16 protein-coding genes are annotated in these 18,133 nt (G+C 32.6%); 6 read left to right on the top strand and 10 right to left on the bottom strand.

From position 1 onward, the window contains the following. Positions 1–132 precede the first annotated feature (132 nt). Together JN168_RS13565 and dcuS are read right to left on the bottom strand one after the other, a co-directional pair. Positions 133–846, bottom strand: coding sequence for a response regulator (locus JN168_RS13565; protein ID WP_229366756.1), 714 nt, complete (start codon positions 844–846; stop codon positions 133–135). Continuing rightward, positions 846–2,450: a DcuS/MalK family sensor histidine kinase gene (gene dcuS / locus JN168_RS13560; RefSeq protein WP_229366757.1), complete on the bottom strand. Its 1,605-nt coding sequence runs from the start codon at positions 2,448–2,450 to the stop codon at positions 846–848. Before dcuS ends, JN168_RS13565 begins: the two co-directional genes overlap by 1 nt. A gap of 379 nt (positions 2,451–2,829) precedes the next feature. Here dcuS and JN168_RS13555 point away from each other — a divergent pair, with 379 nt between their 5' ends. Both JN168_RS13555 and JN168_RS13550 read left to right on the top strand, forming a co-directional pair. Further along, entirely contained in the window at positions 2,830–3,666 is an 837-nt protein-coding gene (locus JN168_RS13555) for a MerR family transcriptional regulator (RefSeq protein WP_279525997.1), read from the top strand. Between the two features lie 88 nt (positions 3,667–3,754). Next, a complete protein-coding gene (locus JN168_RS13550; RefSeq protein WP_279525996.1) occupies positions 3,755–5,251 on the top strand; it encodes an MFS transporter in 1,497 nt (498 codons plus the stop codon). A gap of 317 nt (positions 5,252–5,568) precedes the next feature. Here JN168_RS13550 and JN168_RS13545 read toward each other — a convergent pair whose 3' ends face one another. The 3 genes from JN168_RS13545 to JN168_RS13535 all read right to left on the bottom strand — a co-directional run bounded on the left by JN168_RS13545 (position 5,569) and on the right by JN168_RS13535 (position 8,738). Further along, positions 5,569–7,107, bottom strand: a complete 1,539-nt coding sequence (locus JN168_RS13545; RefSeq protein WP_279525995.1) for an ABC transporter permease — start codon at positions 7,105–7,107, stop codon at positions 5,569–5,571. Positions 7,108–7,190: 83 nt separating this feature from the next. Further along, positions 7,191–8,081, bottom strand: coding sequence for an ABC transporter ATP-binding protein (locus JN168_RS13540; protein ID WP_229366761.1), 891 nt, complete (start codon positions 8,079–8,081; stop codon positions 7,191–7,193). Between the two features lie 33 nt (positions 8,082–8,114). Further along, the gene (locus JN168_RS13535; RefSeq protein WP_279525994.1) at positions 8,115–8,738 is read right to left on the bottom strand and encodes a TetR/AcrR family transcriptional regulator; all 624 of its coding nucleotides are present in this window, start codon (positions 8,736–8,738) and stop codon (positions 8,115–8,117) included. Between the two features lie 336 nt (positions 8,739–9,074). Between JN168_RS13535 and JN168_RS13530 the strand changes: the two genes are divergently transcribed. Then, positions 9,075–10,052, top strand: coding sequence for a LacI family DNA-binding transcriptional regulator (locus JN168_RS13530; protein ID WP_279525993.1), 978 nt, complete (start codon positions 9,075–9,077; stop codon positions 10,050–10,052). A gap of 266 nt (positions 10,053–10,318) precedes the next feature. Here the strand turns inward: JN168_RS13530 and JN168_RS13525 are convergent, their stop codons facing one another. Beyond that, the gene (locus JN168_RS13525) at positions 10,319–11,743 is read right to left on the bottom strand and encodes a glycoside hydrolase family 32 protein (protein ID WP_279525992.1); all 1,425 of its coding nucleotides are present in this window, start codon (positions 11,741–11,743) and stop codon (positions 10,319–10,321) included. A 25-nt stretch (positions 11,744–11,768) separates the two neighbouring features. Then, complete coding sequence (locus JN168_RS13520) at positions 11,769–13,064, bottom strand: oligosaccharide MFS transporter (RefSeq protein ID WP_279525991.1); 1,296 nt, start codon at positions 13,062–13,064, stop codon at positions 11,769–11,771. 280 nt (positions 13,065–13,344) lie between these two features. On the opposite strand from JN168_RS13520, the gene JN168_RS13515 reads away from it, so the two are divergent. Beyond that, positions 13,345–13,695: a zinc ribbon domain-containing protein YjdM gene (locus tag JN168_RS13515; RefSeq protein ID WP_042737758.1), complete on the top strand. Its 351-nt coding sequence runs from the start codon at positions 13,345–13,347 to the stop codon at positions 13,693–13,695. Positions 13,696–13,796: 101 nt separating this feature from the next. Here JN168_RS13515 and JN168_RS13510 read toward each other — a convergent pair whose 3' ends face one another. The 3 genes from JN168_RS13510 to lepB form a co-directional block, all read right to left on the bottom strand. After that, entirely contained in the window at positions 13,797–14,309 is a 513-nt protein-coding gene (locus tag JN168_RS13510) for a hypothetical protein (RefSeq protein ID WP_042737757.1), read from the bottom strand. A gap of 331 nt (positions 14,310–14,640) precedes the next feature. Beyond that, positions 14,641–15,834 (bottom strand): GTP-binding protein, encoded by a 1,194-nt coding sequence (locus JN168_RS13505; RefSeq protein ID WP_107579526.1) that lies wholly within the window; start codon positions 15,832–15,834, stop codon positions 14,641–14,643. 201 nt (positions 15,835–16,035) lie between these two features. Next, the gene (lepB, locus tag JN168_RS13500) at positions 16,036–16,620 is read right to left on the bottom strand and encodes a signal peptidase I (RefSeq protein ID WP_042737755.1); all 585 of its coding nucleotides are present in this window, start codon (positions 16,618–16,620) and stop codon (positions 16,036–16,038) included. 231 nt (positions 16,621–16,851) lie between these two features. Here lepB and JN168_RS13495 point away from each other — a divergent pair, with 231 nt between their 5' ends. Together JN168_RS13495 and JN168_RS13490 are read left to right on the top strand one after the other, a co-directional pair. After that, positions 16,852–17,292, top strand: a complete 441-nt coding sequence (locus JN168_RS13495) for a DUF805 domain-containing protein (RefSeq protein WP_279525990.1) — start codon at positions 16,852–16,854, stop codon at positions 17,290–17,292. 65 nt (positions 17,293–17,357) lie between these two features. After that, complete coding sequence (locus tag JN168_RS13490) at positions 17,358–17,627, top strand: hypothetical protein (protein WP_107512490.1); 270 nt, start codon at positions 17,358–17,360, stop codon at positions 17,625–17,627. The last annotated feature ends 506 nt before the right edge of the window (positions 17,628–18,133 follow it).

Raw genomic sequence — 18,133 nt, 5'->3', positions numbered from 1 at the left:
TAATTAAAAAAAGAGCAACAATACCTTACATTTGTACACAACTGATAAAGGTGCTGTATAGTCTGCAAGGGTACTGCTGCTTTTAATTATGGTTAATAAAAATTTAACCCATACGGTATATATTCGAATATCTTAATTTAAATAGGGCGTTAAATAATGTAGATTATCTTGCCTGAATTTATATTGATATACGGGACGACCAATGCCGTATGTTAGTGATTCTTCTAACACATTAATATCTGCAAGGAATTTCAGATATTTTCTAACTGAAACTCTAGAAACATCTGCAATTTCTGCTATTTCATCTGTTGAAAAGGTTTGTTTGCCAGAGTGGTTTACCTTATCGATAATAGCTTGAAGTGTACCTTTTGTTAAACCTTTAGGTAAGGTAGCTGTTCCATCGCTTTTTGTTTCAGATTTATTAAATAATCTACTGTCTAACGTTGATTGGTCAAAGTTTTGATTTTCATTGAAAAATTGGTGCTTGTGTTTATATTGTAATAACGACTGTTTAAAGCGCTCAAATTCAAATGGTTTTATGAGATAATCGATTGCACCATAACGCATTGCTGTTTGTATTTTATCTGCATCAGAAGCGGCAGTTATTAAAATTGCGTCTATCTTATAGTGATGTTCTCTTATATAAGTTAATAATGTTAGACCGTTTTCGTCTGGCATATAGACATCTAATAATACTAAGTCGATGGGTTGAGTTTCGATGACTGAAGTAGCGTCTTTTACATTATGTGTAATGTCGACTAAATCGTATCCTTCAACTTTTTCTATAAATTGTTTGTTTAGTTGAGCTACCATTGGATCGTCTTCCACTATAAGTACTCGTATCATTATTGATTCCTCTTTTCTGCATATGGCACTACTACTGTAAAGTGTGTATTTCCTCGAGTATTTGTCTGGAGGGTGATTTGGCCTTCAAGGTTGTCGATACTTTGTTTAACAAGGTACAATCCATACCCCCTATGATCTCCTTTGGTAGAATAGCCTTTTTTGAAAATATCTGCCTCAGATGATTCAGATAAACCATGACCTGAATCGATCACATCTATTGTTAATATATCATTATTATATTGTAAATAAACTTCGATCGATTTGTGCTTAAGTTCAGCAGTAGTTAAGGCTTCTAGACTGTTGTCAATCAGATTTCCAATAATTGTAATCGTATCGTGTGTTAAATATGAATGTTGTGGTTCTGGAATGACGGTTTGATTGATGATTTCAAGTTCAATATTATGTTCTCTTGCAAGGCTTAATTTTCCGATTAAAAAACCAGCCAAGGCTGCATCTTTGATATTGACTGCGATATTCTCATTTTCTTGGGTACCGTGTTCAACTATTTCATAAATATATTGCTTTAAGTCATTATAATTTTCCATTTGAATCATGCCTAAGATAACATGTAGGCGATTGCTAAATTCGTGTGACTGTGCGCGCAAAGTTTCTGCATAAGTCTTTACACCAACTAATTGCTCAGATAATTGGCTGATTTCTGTTTTGTCTCTAAATGTTGAAATTGCACCGACAATTTCGTTATTCACATAGAGTGGTACACGATTTACTAATATTTTAATGCCATTGATATTTTGTTCTTCATCGACTTCTGGACGACCATTTTCTAATACTTTCGGAAGTTGGGTAGACTGCATATAGTCATTAATTTTGACGCCAATCGCTTTGTCTGGAAGACCTGCCTTACGGAAAATATCTTTCGCTGAACGATTAACTAAATTAATCTTACCTTCGTGGTCAACAGCCACAATACCTTCGTGCACAGATTGTAGCATTGTATTACGTTCTTCTAGTAATTTAGCTATAGCAGAAGGTTCTAAACCGAGCAGTGTTTTTTTAATATAACGAGATACTAGAAAGGCACCTATAATACCTACCAAGATACCTAATACCGTACCGATTAAAATTTTCTTATTTCCATCGGCAAATGCCTCATTAACGTGTTTCATTGGTACACCAACAGCGACGACACCAATCTGCTTGTCATGACTGTCGTATATAGGAGTAAATGAACGTAATGATTTACCAAGCGTTCCTTCCGAAATCGAAGACGTACTGTGACCGTGTAAAGCTTTAGTCTCATCGCCACCTTGGAATCGCTCACCGATTAGTTTTGGATTCGGGTGTGATTTACGGATACCATGCATATCCATAACTACAATAAATTGGACACCTGTAGCCTTTTGTATTTCAGAAGTATATTTTTGAATCGAAGGTGTGTCTTGTTTATTTTTTAAACCAGTCTTGACGATATCTGATTGTGCAACGGTGCGTGAAATAACTTCAGATTTTTCTTCGGCTGTTTTATGCACAGCATTTCGTACCGTATTGCTGATTAGTAGACTGGTGATTAACAGTGAAAAGATTACTACTAAACAGACGTATATAATGATGATTGTGCTAAGTTTAAGTTGTCGTTTTTGCAAAATAATTCCCATCCTAACCATGTTTAAACAATATATAAGTCAAATCGCATCAGTTCTTAAAAATTTGATTTATTACATAAATTGTTACTAAATATATACTTATTTCTTCTAAATAAGAATATCTCAAAATTATAATTTTACAACCTTTAAATGGGAAATTAAGATATTTAAGGGTTTGAAATACTACAATAGAGACGAGTTAATTAAACTAAAAGAGATTGTCACTATAAAGGTTAGTTTTTTATTATCATTGAAAAATCAGTTAAAATAAAAATAATACAATGCAGTTATTGTGATAGTGTAGTGATGTTATTTTGTGAGAGAAAAATGGTTTTCTCAAACATTGAATAGAATCTGTGAAAGATTGAGGAGATAAATAATGAGTGTATCAGAGGCGATATTTACAACAGGCGAATTTGCAACATTATGTGGAGTGAAAAAGCAAACGCTGTTCCATTATGATGAAATCGGTATTTTACAACCAGAGTATAGAAATGACAAAGGCTATCGCTATTATTCCTTAAAGCAGCTTGAAATATTTAGTGTGATTGAGATATTAAAGGACTTACAGCTATCGTTGACTGAAATCAAGACATTTTTAGATGATAGGTCAGTTACAGAAACGATTAAGTTGTTAGAGCATAAAGCGTATGAAATCGACCGACAGATAAAGGAGATGGAGCAACTTAAATTATCAATTCAAAATCGTAGACAGCATTTAATAGAATCTAATGAAGCGGATTTCACGAATATCGAAATCGTTACACTGCCTGAAAGTTATTATTTGCTTAGCGAAAGTGTTACAGGCAACTCGATGAAGGAGACATCTCATGCTTTAATGCGCTTTATTCGAGACAATCGGTTAGACTTCGGCCACCCTATCGGCGCACTGCTCTCTCAAGACCATATTATGAATGGGCTTTATGATGACTATCAATATTTCTATATAAAGATAGATTATGGTATTGAGCAGGCGCATCATATGCGGGCAGCAGGGCAGTTCGTTGTTGCCTATCATGAAGGTCACGATGATACGATATATAAGACACATAAGAGAATTAAGGCATTTTTAAAGCTGAAGGGTTATCAAATTGATGGTGATAGTTACGAAGAGTATGTTGTAGATGAGGTAAGTACAGACGGACCGGATAAATATGTCACAAAAATATGTATACCAGTAAAACAGAATGACATTTCTGAAAAACCATTATCATAGTAGTTGTAAAAAAATAAATCTCACTTGTTGACTATACGGTAACCGTATAGTTTATATTTTTTATTGTAGAGAAAGCAGGTGAGTATACATGACATTTAAAAAAGCAACAGTTTTAGCATTAGTATCTAGTGCACTATTCTTAATCGTCATTGATATGACTGTATTATATACAGCGCTACCGATACTAACGCATGATTTACATGCTACAGCAACGGAAAAACTATGGATTGTTAATGCATACGCACTCGTCGTGGCAGGGTTATTACCAGGTTTAGGTACATTGGGTGACTATGTGGGGCATAAGCGTATGTTCTTAACAGGATTAATGATATTTGGAGCTGCCTCTGTGCTAGCTGCTAGTGCAACATCACCAGAGATGTTAATTATTGCAAGAGTGATACTAGCGATAGGCGCAGCAGCAATGATGCCACCCACATTATCTATAATTAAACGTACATTTGTCGATGAACAAGAGCGTGCATTTGCGTTAGGCGTATGGTCTGCAATCACAGCTGCAGGAGCAGGTTTAGGACCTGTAATTGGTGGTGGTTTGTTGGCCTACTTTTCTTGGCATTCAGTATTTATAATAAATATACCAATTGTGGTTATTGTCTTAATATTATCTTATTTATTTGTACCGAATTATCCTGTTCAGAAGACGGGACGTTGGGATGTTATCAGTTCTATACAGATTATGGTTGGGCTGATTAGTGTTGTTTACGCGATTAAAGAAGTTACTAAACAAGGACCGAATTTCATAATAGCAGGGACGACTTTGGTGATTGGTTTAATAGCGATTACTTTATTTGTTATGAGACAACGTAAGGTTCAACAACCATTAATTAATTTGAAAATCTTTAAGAATATCCACTTTACGGTGGGGACGTTAGTTGCGATTGTTACAGCATTTACGATGATGGGATTTGAATATATCTTGTCTCAGAGACTACAACTTGTATTAGATTTAACAGCATTTCAAGCAGGATTAATAGTGATGACAATGGCAGTAGCTTCATTAGTTGGGGCAATAGGTATCGGCATGATTTTAACGAAGTATGGCACAATAAAGTTACAGTGGGTAACATTGATGATTGCTTGGGTTGGAATCATCTTGTTCTATTGGATACTTGATGGCTCTTTAGTGATTCAAATTATTACATTGATGATAGTAGGTTTAGGACTCGGTGGTGCCATGACATTGGCATCTACAGCTATAATGACAAATACATCCGATGAAAATTCAGGTATGGCAGCATCTATAGAGGAAGTGTCATTTGAGTTTGGTGGATCATTAGGCATCGCAGTACTTGGAGGTTTGTTTTCAATGTTTTATAGCTTATCATTTAACTTTAAAGATAGTGGAATAGATTTGGCTAAGGCTAAAGGAAGTCTTGATGAAACATTGATTCAAGCTGAACAGCAACCAGAGTCTATCAGCAAACCATTGATTGCAGCAGGGAAACTTGCATTTGATCAGTCATTTTCCATTATTATGATGATTGGTAGTGTGATTATAGGATCAACTATTATTCTATTGATATTATTAGATTATAAAAACAAACGACAAACTTCAGTCATTGAATAAGTGAGCGTTGATATTATATTAGTTAAAATAAACTGACACTTAGGAGATGGAAAAAGGAAGCACAGATATAATCTATGAACAAGGCAGTAAATGAGTTTATACATTCATTTACTGCCTTTATATTTACAATCATTTATCTGCTTAGTTCACTTATTTAATTACACTATCCTAGAAGTCATCTTTGACTGGTATGACTACCTATAAAACCGCGTTTAAAAGTATTTTAGTTCTATGTGTATTGTTTTTGTTATAAATAGGAGGATTGGTAATTTATAATGAAACGTATTGTTTAGTTCGTTTTTTTTCAAATAAATTGTTTATCCAATTAAATCTCGATTTCTATAGCCAACATAACCTAGAATAATCAAGATGATACTAATTAAAGTCATAATCGTAAATGGCATGATTTCAAAGCTTTCTTTTGGCATTTGAGGAAGCCAATTAAATAGTGCTGTTTTTGAAAACCAGTCAGGTAAATCTAAAATACCACCAAAATAATTGATAGCAAAATTATAGCCAAGATAAGCATAAGTTAATTTGCCAAGTCTCGGTGCCCAGCCAAGCGCCAAAGTAGCTAGCCCTGTGAAAAATAATATTGCTGGAAAATAGTTGCACCCAGCGGCAAGAAAATCTATAAGCTTTAACTCAACATGTCCATCCATTACAGTTAATGCAGTTCCACCTAGGCTAAGGGTAACCGCTAAAATACCTATAATGATAAACAATAATGCTAATCCAATCGTGGTCCAATAAAGTCTACCGCGCGTTACTTTAGTAGGGAAGATTTGACTAAAACGAAATTTACTTTCTTCAGAGAATAATTTATTAACAATTGCAATTGGTAATATCGTTACGAGACTCACCATAATGATCATTATCGTACTAGTGAATGAAGATTCTAGGGAAGCGTTAGAATTAGCAAACATTTGTTTAATCATTGCATTACCTTCTATGAAATTCTGCATATCGCCATAAATTGAACCGTAAGCTATACCCATAGTTATAAAGGCAATAATCCAGCTGATAATTGCTGTTTTATTAATTTTAAATAATAAGCCATGGATAGACAATAATGATTTTTTAGCATGTGCTTTTCCTTTTAGCTCAGGTATATAACTCGCACCCATATCGCGTTTGCCTTCAAGTATCATAGCGATAATAACGACTACCATATTAAATAGGGTTGCCATGATGATTGGATACCAATGATTATCTGTAAAAGGATATCCAAGATAGCTCCAACCAAGCGGGTTAGCATAAGACAAATCAATATTAGAAACGTCTGTACCGGCACGAAGGATATATAATAAACCTACAATACCAAGAGATGCACCAGTAGCAGATGAAGCGGATGGCATGATTTGAGACATTATGAGTGCAATGCTACCTCCCATAATCCCAGTCATACCTATTGAGATGCCAAAGAGCAATGAGCCTTGCATGGTAATTGTATCTACATTAAAGCTCATCATAATCCCAAATATAAGCAACGATATTAACACGTTAACTAATAAGATTTCTATAAAAGCAGCAAGAGAATTTGCTTGTCGCCCAACATGAAATGAACGTACTAGTTCAGTAAGTCCCAATTCCTCTTCTTTACGTGTATGACTAATCACATGTAACATGGACACAATCATTGAACATAGTCCGCAAAACAGTAGCATTTCATGTGCGTACATCGCGCCCAAAGTGTAGTCTTTCGCTGTTTCTATAGGAGTAGGGCCAATGATAGAGATCATCGCAGGGTTTTGTAATGTTTCAAACATACCAATGAGCCCATTTCCTTTGGACATTTCTTTAAAAGAAGGAACAAATCCTGCAGAAAATATAGCAACAGATAGCACCCAAATCATTAATTTTTTCCAGTCGCGCTTTAAATACTGTAAAAAAAGCATGTGCCAAAGAGCAAATTTTTCACTCATCTCAAATGCACCTCCTAACTATTTTTATTTTCATAATGGCGCATAAACAACTCTTCCAAAGTTGGTGGTGTAGATTCCAATTTCTTAACACCTAATTTTGCGGCTTCATTCAAAATATGACTTAGCTGCTTATTATCTGCAGAAAATGTTGCTTGATTAAGGTGTTGCTTAAAGTCAAATACGCCCTCAACATTTGATAACTTAGTGACATCTGTTTCTGTTTCTAGTGTTATCGTTGAAGATGTTAAATGTCTTAATTCATCGAGTGTTCCACTTTCTACAATTTCTCCTTGTCGAATAATAGCCACTCTATCTGCTAAACGTTCCACTTCACTTAAAATATGTGACGATAATAAAATGGATTTCCCATTATTTTTAATTTTTTCCACTTCTTCTTGAAATACGACTTCCATTAATGGATCTAATCCAGAAGTAGGTTCATCAAAAATATATAAATCTGAATCTACAGATAATGCTGATATCAAACCTACCTTTTGACGATTACCTTTTGAATAGCCCTTTGCTTTTTTCTTAGGATCTAGCTCGAAACGTTTTATGAGTTCATCACGTTTATCCGTATCACCATTACCATGTAATTTCATAAATAAATCGATGATTTCTCCGCCAGTCATATTACCCCATAATGCAACGTCTCCAGGCACATAAGATATATGTTTATGAATTTTTAAGCTCTCTTTCCACACATCTTTTCCGAAAATTTCTGCACTTCCTGCGTCACGTTTAATAGTTCCTAACAATATACGTAACGTGGTAGATTTCCCTGCACCATTAGGACCAATAAAGCCTAAGACTTCTCCTTTATTTACTGTAAAAGAAACGTTGTTTAAAGCTTTGAAATTTCCAAAACTTTTTTGTAAATGACTTATCTTTACAACTTCCTCCATAATAATTCTCCCCTTATAAAATGATTTGATTAATCATAGCTCGCCTTCATTATAGAAACTTCGCTTTAATATTTGAGCGTATAGTTTCCATTCATTAAAGTACTGATTTCCAAATTCAGAAAAATTTTCAAACGAATTGATTTGATGAATCGCTTTTTCTCCAAAACCATACATTGTCCAATTAAGAATTTCTATTGCCTTGTTAATATCTATATCATCACGAAACTTTGAATAGTCTATGCCAATATATATTTTTTCATTTCCATGCTTATAGATAAGATTGATATTTTCCTCAATATAAGGTTTTACTTCTTCTGCTGATTCCTTATTTATAGATTTTAGAAAATCAAAAATTTCTGGATGATTCTGTTGTATATATAGTTTTTGCATACCGATATTCTCGAGTCGATTGAATACATCTGTTTCACTTAAATCAATTTCCGCATACATATTTTCTATAATTTGAACACTATAGCTAATTAAATAGCGATAAAGGTCCTTTTTATTATTAAAATAATTAAACAGTGATCCTTTAGATATTTGAGCATTCTTCACAATTTCATTTGTTGATGCCTTGTCATAGCCACTTTTCACAAATTCCTTAATAGCAGCATTTACAATAGTTCTTTGCTTAGCTGGTTTTAGATTATTAAACAAACTATTAATAAAAAGACCTCCCTTAAAATATAAATGACTACTTTGGTCATTTATAATATACAACTAATGACCAATGTGGTCAATATATAAAATTTTGCAGATTAGATATAAAAAAGATTTATAAAGCCGTAGATTTGCAGAGGTCTGCAGTTTATTCAAAATGTAAATAATTTTTACTAAATATGAGTTTTACAAGTGCAATACTATATTAAGGGTTATCCCTCTTACTGTTTATTTTTTAATGTTCAATCAAGGTTTGTAATATGGACTTTTATTTTACTTTCTAAAATTATGGATTACACTATTAATTAACGAAGATTGATTGAGGAGGCTTATATGAAACCTAAATTAGAAGATGTAGCTAAGTTGGCAAATGTATCTAAAACAACAGTATCAAGAGTGCTTAATAAGAGAGGATATCTTAGTCAAGAAACGATTGATAAGGTAAATGATGCTATGAAAGCTCTAAACTATAAACCTAATTCTGTGGCGCGCCAATTATATAATAAGCAGACTAAAATTATTGGACTCTTATTTCCTACGGTAGCGAATCCTTTTTTTGGTGAACTTGTAGAAGCTTTAGAAATCAAATTATATAAGCAAGGTTACAAGGTGATTATTGGTAACTCTATGAATGACCCTGAAAAGGAAAGGCATTATTTAGATCAATTATTATCTAATCAAATTGATGGCATGATTGTCGGTACTCATAATCAAAATATTGAACAATATGAGCATACACAGCTACCTATTGTAGCGATTGATAGAATCATGAATGAAGATATTCCAATAGTTGAATCGGATAATTACAATGGTGGAAAGCTAGCAACGGAAAGATTAATAGAGCAGGGTATAACGAAAATTTTACATATTCATGGACCTATAGATTTAGAAACACCAGCTCACAGAAGAAAGACTGCCTATATTGAAACAATGAAGTCACATAAGTTAGTGCCAATTTGTTATGAAGTAGACTTTAGTTTAACAGAAACAAATAAAAAGGCCTATTTCAAAGAGATTTTAAGTGAATATCCAGAGATAGAAGGGGTATTTGCGTCAAATGATGTTGATGCTGCAATCATTTTACAGCTTGCTTACGAAATGGGGAAACAGGTTCCTAAAGACTTTAAGGTAGTTGGATATGATGGTACTCAGATTATGCGTCACATTCAGCCTGATTTAACGACCATTATTCAACCTATTGACCTTATGGCTGATACAGCTTTAGATATATTAAAAAAGCGTCTAGAAAATGAACCTACAGAAAAGGAGTATGTACTACCAGTTGAATTATGGGAAGGTAGTACGAGTTAGTCTGAACTAGCTTTATATTGGAAAGTATATGTTTGTTAAGTTCTTATAATTTTATTTAAATAATGGCTAGATGTTTACATATGTAAACAAGATAGATGTCAAAACATAAATAAACAAAAAGACCAAACTTTGAATCATAAAACCCCTACACTATTTTTAATAGAGAGGGGATTTTTTAATGTAATAATGTTTCTAAATTACACAACATTTGTATAATGATAAATTTTCGGAATTGCGTATTTTATTAATTATTATACTCAATGCTATTAAAATTGAACTGCATCATCCTTGAGTTTATAAATTGTTGCATGTCCTGATAGTGTTTGATTATTTATACTTTCTAGAACCAATTGTGGATTGTTTGGATAATAATAGCGCTCAGTAAAGCATCTTTCACCATCATTAATGAATATTTCTAATGAACTTTTATCGACAAATATACGCAACTTGAGTTGATTTGAAGGTGTTACATGGGCATATCGATAGTCATCATAGTCTTTTCTATATAATGTTAATAGATTATTATTAGCTGAAAATCTTAAGGTAATCAGTTCAGTTTTGTCCTGTGTTAACAGTGATAATTTGATATTATCTTTGTCTTTGATATCGAGTAATAATTCTGTTTCAAACACTCTATTTTCAGTTGATATTATTGCTTGATTCTTTTTCAAATTGAGTGTTTGTCCATCATCAATTCTTAAGCTTTTGACGGTGTCTATAGGATTCATATAAATATGATTGTTTTTGATTTCTAAAGTTCTTGATAGTGTTAGGGCGCCTGACCACCCATCTTCTTGTTCAATCATGTCGTTTTCCCACATATTCATCCAACCAATCACTACAGTTTGACCATCTGGTGTTGTAGTTGTTTGAGCTGCATAGAAATCATGTCCGTTATCTAACTCAACAAAGGACGTTTCTCTGCTAAAGTGATGTTGAGCATAATCGAGTTGACCTACAAAGTATCCAGTTTGAAATAAATTTAGGAATTGTTGATCATTTGCTTCAATTCCTTGTGGTGATATTAACAATACATGCTGATGATCCAATTTAAATAAATCGGGACATTCCCACATAAAGCCTTCTTTAGTTAAGTCTTTTGATTTTTCAATTTCCCCTAAATAGGACCACTGTTTTAAATCTGCTGATTTATATAAAATGACACGTCCAAGACCGTCTTTACTTTGACTTCCCAAAATCATATAATATGCATCTTTATAGTGCCAAACTTTAGGGTCTCTAAAGTGTTGAGTATTATCAGCAGGTGGTGTGGCAACGATTGGATTTAGTTCATATTTCGTAAAATGAATACCATCCGTACTATAGGCCATATTCTGATTTTCCCAAAAATCCTCTGGGTCATCACTATCGTTAAGATGATGACCCGTATAAATTAGATATAAAGTATCGTCTTTAACGATAGCACTACCTGAAAAACAGCCATCTTGATCTTCAGAATCACCAGGTGTTAATGCTATAGGTAATGTCTCCCAATGAACTAAATCTTTACTTCGAGCATGTCCCCAATGCATTGGACTACCTACATGCTCACTATAAGGAAAATATTGATAAAAAATATGGTAATAGCCTTTAAAATAACAGAAGCCATTTGGATCATTAATCCATCCTGATGGTGCCATAACATGATATCCTAAGCGAAATTTTTCTGAAGTAATGTGAACTTTTTGCATAATATAAAAACCTTCTTTCTATATATTAATTAGTTATTTGCGCGTTTTTTAGAAAAGGATCTCCATCGACCATTTCATTATCATTTTTTAATAATAAATATCCGAAAGCGCCAGCAATCATGACAATAATGGAGATGATAATGAAGGTATAATTATAACCAATAGCATCTCGTAACATACCTAATGGAGTAGAGAGTAAAACGGAACCAATTTGCCCTGAAATTTGTAATCCAACTAAATATAAAGTAGCAGATAATTTAGGATCAAAATGTAATGTGATATATCTAAATGTCGGTAACATAAATAATGGCACTTCTAATGCATGCATCATTTTTATCATTGACATTAATATAGGACTATCGGTTGCAGCACTTAAGCCAATTCTTGTGAACATAACTGTTACACCTAACATTAACGTGGGTTTTACGCCTATTTTCATCATAATGATTGGTACGATGCCCATCATAATTGCTTCGCAGAACACTTGCAGAGAGTTGAGATTACCATACATAGTTTGTCCTGTTTTTTCATTATCGAATAGCTTTGTATAGAAATCTGGAAACATTTGTCCATCATAAATACCATAAAAAGTACCTGTAAACATTATAAAGAGCATGACAATCCATAGATGTTTCATTTTCAAAGTAGCAATCATATCTTTAGCTGTAGGTATTGAGTCATCTTTAGGGTTATTACGTAAATTATTAATCATTTCCTTTTCTTTTTTTGGTTTGAGTAATAATAAATTGATTAATAAAAGTAACCCTAGTACAGAACCGAGCCAGAAATTAAAATCAGGATTAATGACAAATAGATGGCCAGCAATAAGTGCAGATACAGCAAACCCTACAGACCCCCAAGCTCTAGCTTGTCCATATTTAAAATTAAAGAAGCGGCTTAGCTTTTCAGAAATAGTTTCATAAACACCAGATGCGGAGAGAAAACCAGCTGATAAAAAAATAGAACCAACGATGACACCTAAAATAAAATGTTGTTGAATTAAATTTTTATAAATTAATGTAAAAAAAGGGCCAACAAGAATTGATGCCGAGGCACAAAAGATAACTAATGTTCTTTTAATTACTAATTTATCTTGAATTAGACCGTAAACGAAAAGTAAGACGATTGTAAATAATGAGTTTACCGAATAAATTGTACCAATTTCAGTACCAGATAAGCCTAAGCCACTGTCTTTTGAAGCGAGCCAAATTTGAAATAAAGACCACCATATTGACCAAGATGCAAAATATAAAAACATCGTTAATGAACTTTGTATATACGACACATTTTTCAAAGGCTGAACATATTTAGAAAACTTCAAATCACATTACCCCTTTCGAAACTATAATTGTAAACGCTTTCTTAGGAGTTTAGAGTGTTTCCCGGCATATGTCAACCGGTTGACATATGTTTTTCCAGAAATAACAATTTTAGTTAGGTATAAAATAATGAAAATTGACTGGATGAAACATGGATATATTGGGATTTCGACATTTTTGTTAACGATGAATAAAGAATAAGAAAATATATGAAATTAATTCATCTTTTAGTAGATGAATTGTGGTAAATTAAGTTAGAAAATATATTTTGGAGGTTGGATGATGGAATCAACATTACCGAATTGTCCTGAATGTGGTTCAGAATACACATATGAGGATGGGAATTTATTGGTTTGTCCAATGTGTAATCATGAATGGTCTGCTGAAGACGATACTGCTGTTGAGGAAAATGAAATTAAAGATGTTAATGGTCAAGTGTTAAATGATGGTGATGATGTCACTGTAATTAAAGACTTGAAAGTTAAAGGTGTGTCTTCTGTAATCAAGCAAGGTACTAAAGTAAAAGGTATTCGCTTAGTAGATCCAGAAGATGGTCACGATATTGATTGCAAAGTTCCAGGTATTGGACAAGTTGGTTTAAAATCTTCTGTAGTTAAAAAAGTGAATAAATAATTTATTAGTATACTGAAATACAAATTAAACCCCAGAGGTTAGATGGAATCTAGCTTTTGGGGTTCTTAAGCGTTGAAAAAAATAGATTGTTGTTGAATTTTTTACAGTAATTTAAATAAACTAACGAGAGCGTTTAATATAGTAATAATTAAAAATACTAATTTAATTTTAGATTTATCAATAATTGAAAAACACCACAAAATCACACTATATAAACCTGCAGATAATAGTATTGTGAAGATTATGATTAAGAAATTTTGAGAAACGCTAACTCCATTGTTTAGCAGTGTTAATACAGCAGTTATCACTGCCCCTGGTAAAATTGAAGTTATAAAGAGAAAAACATTTAAACCAATAGAGAATTTTTGCTTCGTACCTAATACGCCAACGATGATTTTATAAATTAAAGACTGAAAAATAATGAGAATGAGTCCACAAAGGACTGTTAAAATATTTAACCAAAATAAGGCTAATGCGGAATTTATATGTATATCTATTGGCATATGTTCTACTTTATTTTCTAAAATTGATTTAGCTGATATTTGAATAGTCGCAGTATAAATAATGACAAATAAAACAGTTAAAACAACCTGATACTTTGTTAGTTTAATCATAAGCACCATCCTTTCAAAGATAAATAAATTTCAAGAGATCGCTGATTTATGATATTTAATTTAATTAATAATGGTATTTCTAAGGCAAGAATATAATTACAATTTACACCGGTCAATACTAATTAAGCTTTATTAATAAGAGTATATGTTAGATTAATAAAAATATAATTCAGAGATTTAACTTTAAAATTCAAAAATGTTTTATAAAGCTACTATCAAAAATAGCCCTCTAATCTAATTCATAGAATAGAGGGCTGTTTCTTTAATTTGAAAGTAATAACAATTAATGCTGTATAATTTAAACATTTATTACTCTATAGGTTATTGTACTTTATTGTAATACCCATCCAAATGGGTCTTTCAATGTGTGCCAGTTCATGTCAATTTCATCATGCTGTAATAAGCATTGATCTAGTTCTTGTTCAATTTGTGCAACATCCAAATGGGTACCGATAATGACGAATTGTGTATTACGGTCTCCATATTCAGGATCCCACATTTCGCGTACATCTTCACGTTCGTTTAAAATTGTACGTTGCGCAGATTCGTCCATGGATGCTACCCAATATGTAACAGGATGAAGTTCTACTGCTGAACCAGCCTGTGAGAACAAGCAAGCAACATTGTTATACTGTGCTAACCAGACAATACCTTTGGCTCTGACAATATGCTTACCCATTGTTTCAATCCAATGATTAAAACGTTCTGCATGAAATGGTAATCTTCGTCGATATACAAACGAGGAAATACCATATTCTTCAGTTTCTGGTGTATGCGTTTCGTGACCGCCATGTGTCAATTCTCTAATCCAACCAGCTGAACTACTTGCAGTTTCAAAATCAAATCTTTGCGTATTTAAAACATCTGATAGTTTAACCCTTCCACGAATTGTACGAATCAATTTAGCTTCAGGTTGTAGTTTGCGCAATATTTGTTCTAATTCATCTAGCTGTTCAGCACTGACTAAATCTGTCTTGTTTAAGATTAGAACATTGCAAAATTCGATTTGATCAATTAATAAATCAGCAATTGTACGTTCATCATCATCGCTAACGCCTTGTCCTCTATCATTTAATAGGTCTTGTGATTGGAGATCATTGATAAATCGATTTGCATCTACAACAGTGACCATTGTGTCTAAGCGACATAATTTTGATAAATCAATACCCATTTCTTCATCCATATAGGAAAATGTTTGAGCAACAGGTACAGGTTCAGAAATACCTGTAGACTCAATAATAATTTGTTCTATGTCACCCTTTTTACATAACTGTTCAACTTCTTGAAGTAAGTCTTCGCGTAATGTACAGCAGATACACCCATTTGATAGTTCTACCAATTTCTCATCCGTTCTAGAAATACCTCCACCATCTGCAATCAAGTCCTTATCGATATTTACTTCACTCATATCATTGACGATAACTGCAATTTTAAGGCCTTGGCGATTATTTAAAATATTATTTAAAACAGTTGTTTTACCTGCCCCTAAATAGCCACTAAGTACTGTTACTGGTATTTCAGTCATAAAAATCCTCCTAATCTATTAAATCGTAATCGTTACGATTTAATAGATTATATTATACTTATTCTAAAATAACAATAGGTTAAAATTATTTATAATTTGAAATGGCCGCATTATTAGAGAATAAAGAAAGGAGGCATAAAAAATCCTTCCATTATTTATGGAAGGATACTTTAAACTCTATAATATCGCGTATAGAAAGTGTTATTCATTTACTTTGTCGAATGATTTTGGATAAAAACTAAATTTCATTTCACTCATTGGTAACCATCTGAACCACACTTTACCTACAACAGAATCTTTTGAAATTAGGCCTAAGTCCTTGCGACTATCATTACTTACGAATCTATTGTCTCCTAGGACTAAGTATTTACCTTTTGGAATTTTCTTTTTACCACCGGAGTGCTTTGTATCTGATACATCAAAGTTTTCAGTGAGGTATTTCTCGATTTTATTTTTCTTGTTTAATGTTAAATATGGTTCTTTTACTAGTTTACCATTAATATAAAGTTTGTCTTTTTTACTTTCTACGGTGTCTCCAGGTTTACCAATTAAGCGTTTAATATAATCATCTTTCTTCGTTGCATGGAAAATAATGACATCGCCTCTATCAATCGTGTTCATACGTGTTGATAGTTTATTGACGACAAGTTTATCGCCATCTTCGAACGTAGGTGCCATAGAACTTCCGCTTACCGTGTAACCTGTTAATAAAAATGCAGTTACAATCCAAGCAACCGCTACACCTATTGCAATAGAAACAATCCATTCAATAATATTTTTCATCAACTATTCCACCCTATTTTCATCAATTTTATTACTTGTATTTATAAGAAAAGTCTACTATTAAAAATGTGTAGAGTCTATATATAAACATTTATAATTTTTTGATAAATATAATTATTATATTTTATTGTATTGTGTAAATTGTTGTTATATCATTATGAACTGAAGGAAACATTATTATATAAGGAAAGGATTAGAATTATGTTTCATTATTACAAGTTGTTTTGGCTTAATATGTTTAATATTAATGACAGAGCAAGACGTAAAGCGTTTTGGTACCCAGTTTTGATGAATATTATCATATCAATAGTAGGTTCATTACTAAATAGCGTGTTACCTATACCCAATTGGTTTGCTTTAACTATAGCAATTATTTTTAATATAGCAACGACAATTGGAATGTATACTGTAACAGTTAGACGTAATCATGACATCGGTATGACTATGAAATTTGCAACGGTCCTTTATGGACTAACGATACTATTTAGTATTTTAGAATTTGGTCCAGTTTATCAAGGCATTAATAATCTACCGATACCAGAGAGTATTATTATGGCAATAGGGGGCATCTTAATGGTTATTTTTGTAGTACTATGTATTATTTCAATTGCACTTTGTGCGACAAGTGGACAAAAAGAACCGAATCAATATGGTGAAAATCCAAAATATACATAACTAATAGTCACTTAATTTGTAATTTGTATTGGGAATGAATTTAATTTGAATGAAGGTAGGACAAAATGAATAGAACATATCTAGGTAATATCATATTTGCTATTTGGTGTGTCGGTGTATGGGGCATACTTGCTATTATGACTGTATTTGATATTAAGGTAGTTCAACAGATAGGGGCATTCATTATATTTGTAGTTTTATCTGTTGTAATAAAATATTTAATTCAAAAATTTGTAGTTAATGTTAAATCAAAAGCACAAATAATCAAATTCAAAGGCGGGTTAACGTATGGAAGCTCCAAAGATATTGAAATGGGAGCGAAAGATCAGAATTAGTTTAGTAATACTCTTTTTTATTGTGTCGATGATAAATATTATTGGTAGTGATGCGATGGGCCTTGGGGACTATGCCGAAAACCAATTCATAATTATGTGTATATACAGTGTACTGTTGATATTGAACGGCATATTATATACATGGGGAAAGTTTAGAAATAGACAGATACGTAATTTTATTTTCAATTTTCAAGCTTTGGCGTTTCTCAATATTATAATAGTTGGACTGATACTATACTTTAATGTGGATGAAATCATGGATAAATGGATATTGTGGAGTCTATTTGCCCTGATTAATGGTATTTATTTAGGTATTATCGAACATCATTATAAAAAATCATCAACTGTATCGACTACAAATCATACATATGAATAAATAGGCGAAGTAAATAACCTCCAGTGCGCTGTGTTTTTAGCTGCATTGGAGGTTTTGTATTTATAGGGAGACTGTAGTCCTACATTAAAAATAATTAAGACATCCGGGTGTCTTGTATTTCAAAAAATTT

The sequence above is a fragment of the Staphylococcus gallinarum genome (assembly GCF_029774255.1).
In the GTDB taxonomy this organism is placed as follows: Bacteria; Bacillota; Bacilli; order Staphylococcales; family Staphylococcaceae; genus Staphylococcus; species Staphylococcus gallinarum.
This window is presented reverse-complemented; position numbering and strand designations above follow the sequence as displayed.

What these genes read in the sequence shown, in the direction of transcription:
- JN168_RS13530 (WP_279525993.1), top strand. Translation starts at nt 9,075, where the DNA reads ATGAAACCTAAATTAGAAGATGTAGCTAAGTTGGCAAATGTATCTAAA.
- JN168_RS13545 (WP_279525995.1), bottom strand. Translation starts at nt 7,107, where the DNA reads ATGATTTGGGTGCTATCTGTTGCTATATTTTCTGCAGGATTTGTTCCT.
- JN168_RS13495 (WP_279525990.1), top strand. Translation starts at nt 16,852, where the DNA reads ATGTTTAATATTAATGACAGAGCAAGACGTAAAGCGTTTTGGTACCCA.
- JN168_RS13525 (WP_279525992.1), bottom strand. Translation starts at nt 11,743, where the DNA reads ATGCAAAAAGTTCACATTACTTCAGAAAAATTTCGCTTAGGATATCAT.
- JN168_RS13505 (WP_107579526.1), bottom strand. Translation starts at nt 15,834, where the DNA reads ATGACTGAAATACCAGTAACAGTACTTAGTGGCTATTTAGGGGCAGGT.
- JN168_RS13555 (WP_279525997.1), top strand. Translation starts at nt 2,830, where the DNA reads ATGAGTGTATCAGAGGCGATATTTACAACAGGCGAATTTGCAACATTA.
- JN168_RS13550 (WP_279525996.1), top strand. Translation starts at nt 3,755, where the DNA reads ATGACATTTAAAAAAGCAACAGTTTTAGCATTAGTATCTAGTGCACTA.
- JN168_RS13540 (WP_229366761.1), bottom strand. Translation starts at nt 8,081, where the DNA reads ATGGAGGAAGTTGTAAAGATAAGTCATTTACAAAAAAGTTTTGGAAAT.
- JN168_RS13565 (WP_229366756.1), bottom strand. Translation starts at nt 846, where the DNA reads ATGATACGAGTACTTATAGTGGAAGACGATCCAATGGTAGCTCAACTA.
- JN168_RS13515 (WP_042737758.1), top strand. Translation starts at nt 13,345, where the DNA reads ATGGAATCAACATTACCGAATTGTCCTGAATGTGGTTCAGAATACACA.
- JN168_RS13490 (WP_107512490.1), top strand. Translation starts at nt 17,358, where the DNA reads ATGAATAGAACATATCTAGGTAATATCATATTTGCTATTTGGTGTGTC.
- JN168_RS13510 (WP_042737757.1), bottom strand. Translation starts at nt 14,309, where the DNA reads ATGATTAAACTAACAAAGTATCAGGTTGTTTTAACTGTTTTATTTGTC.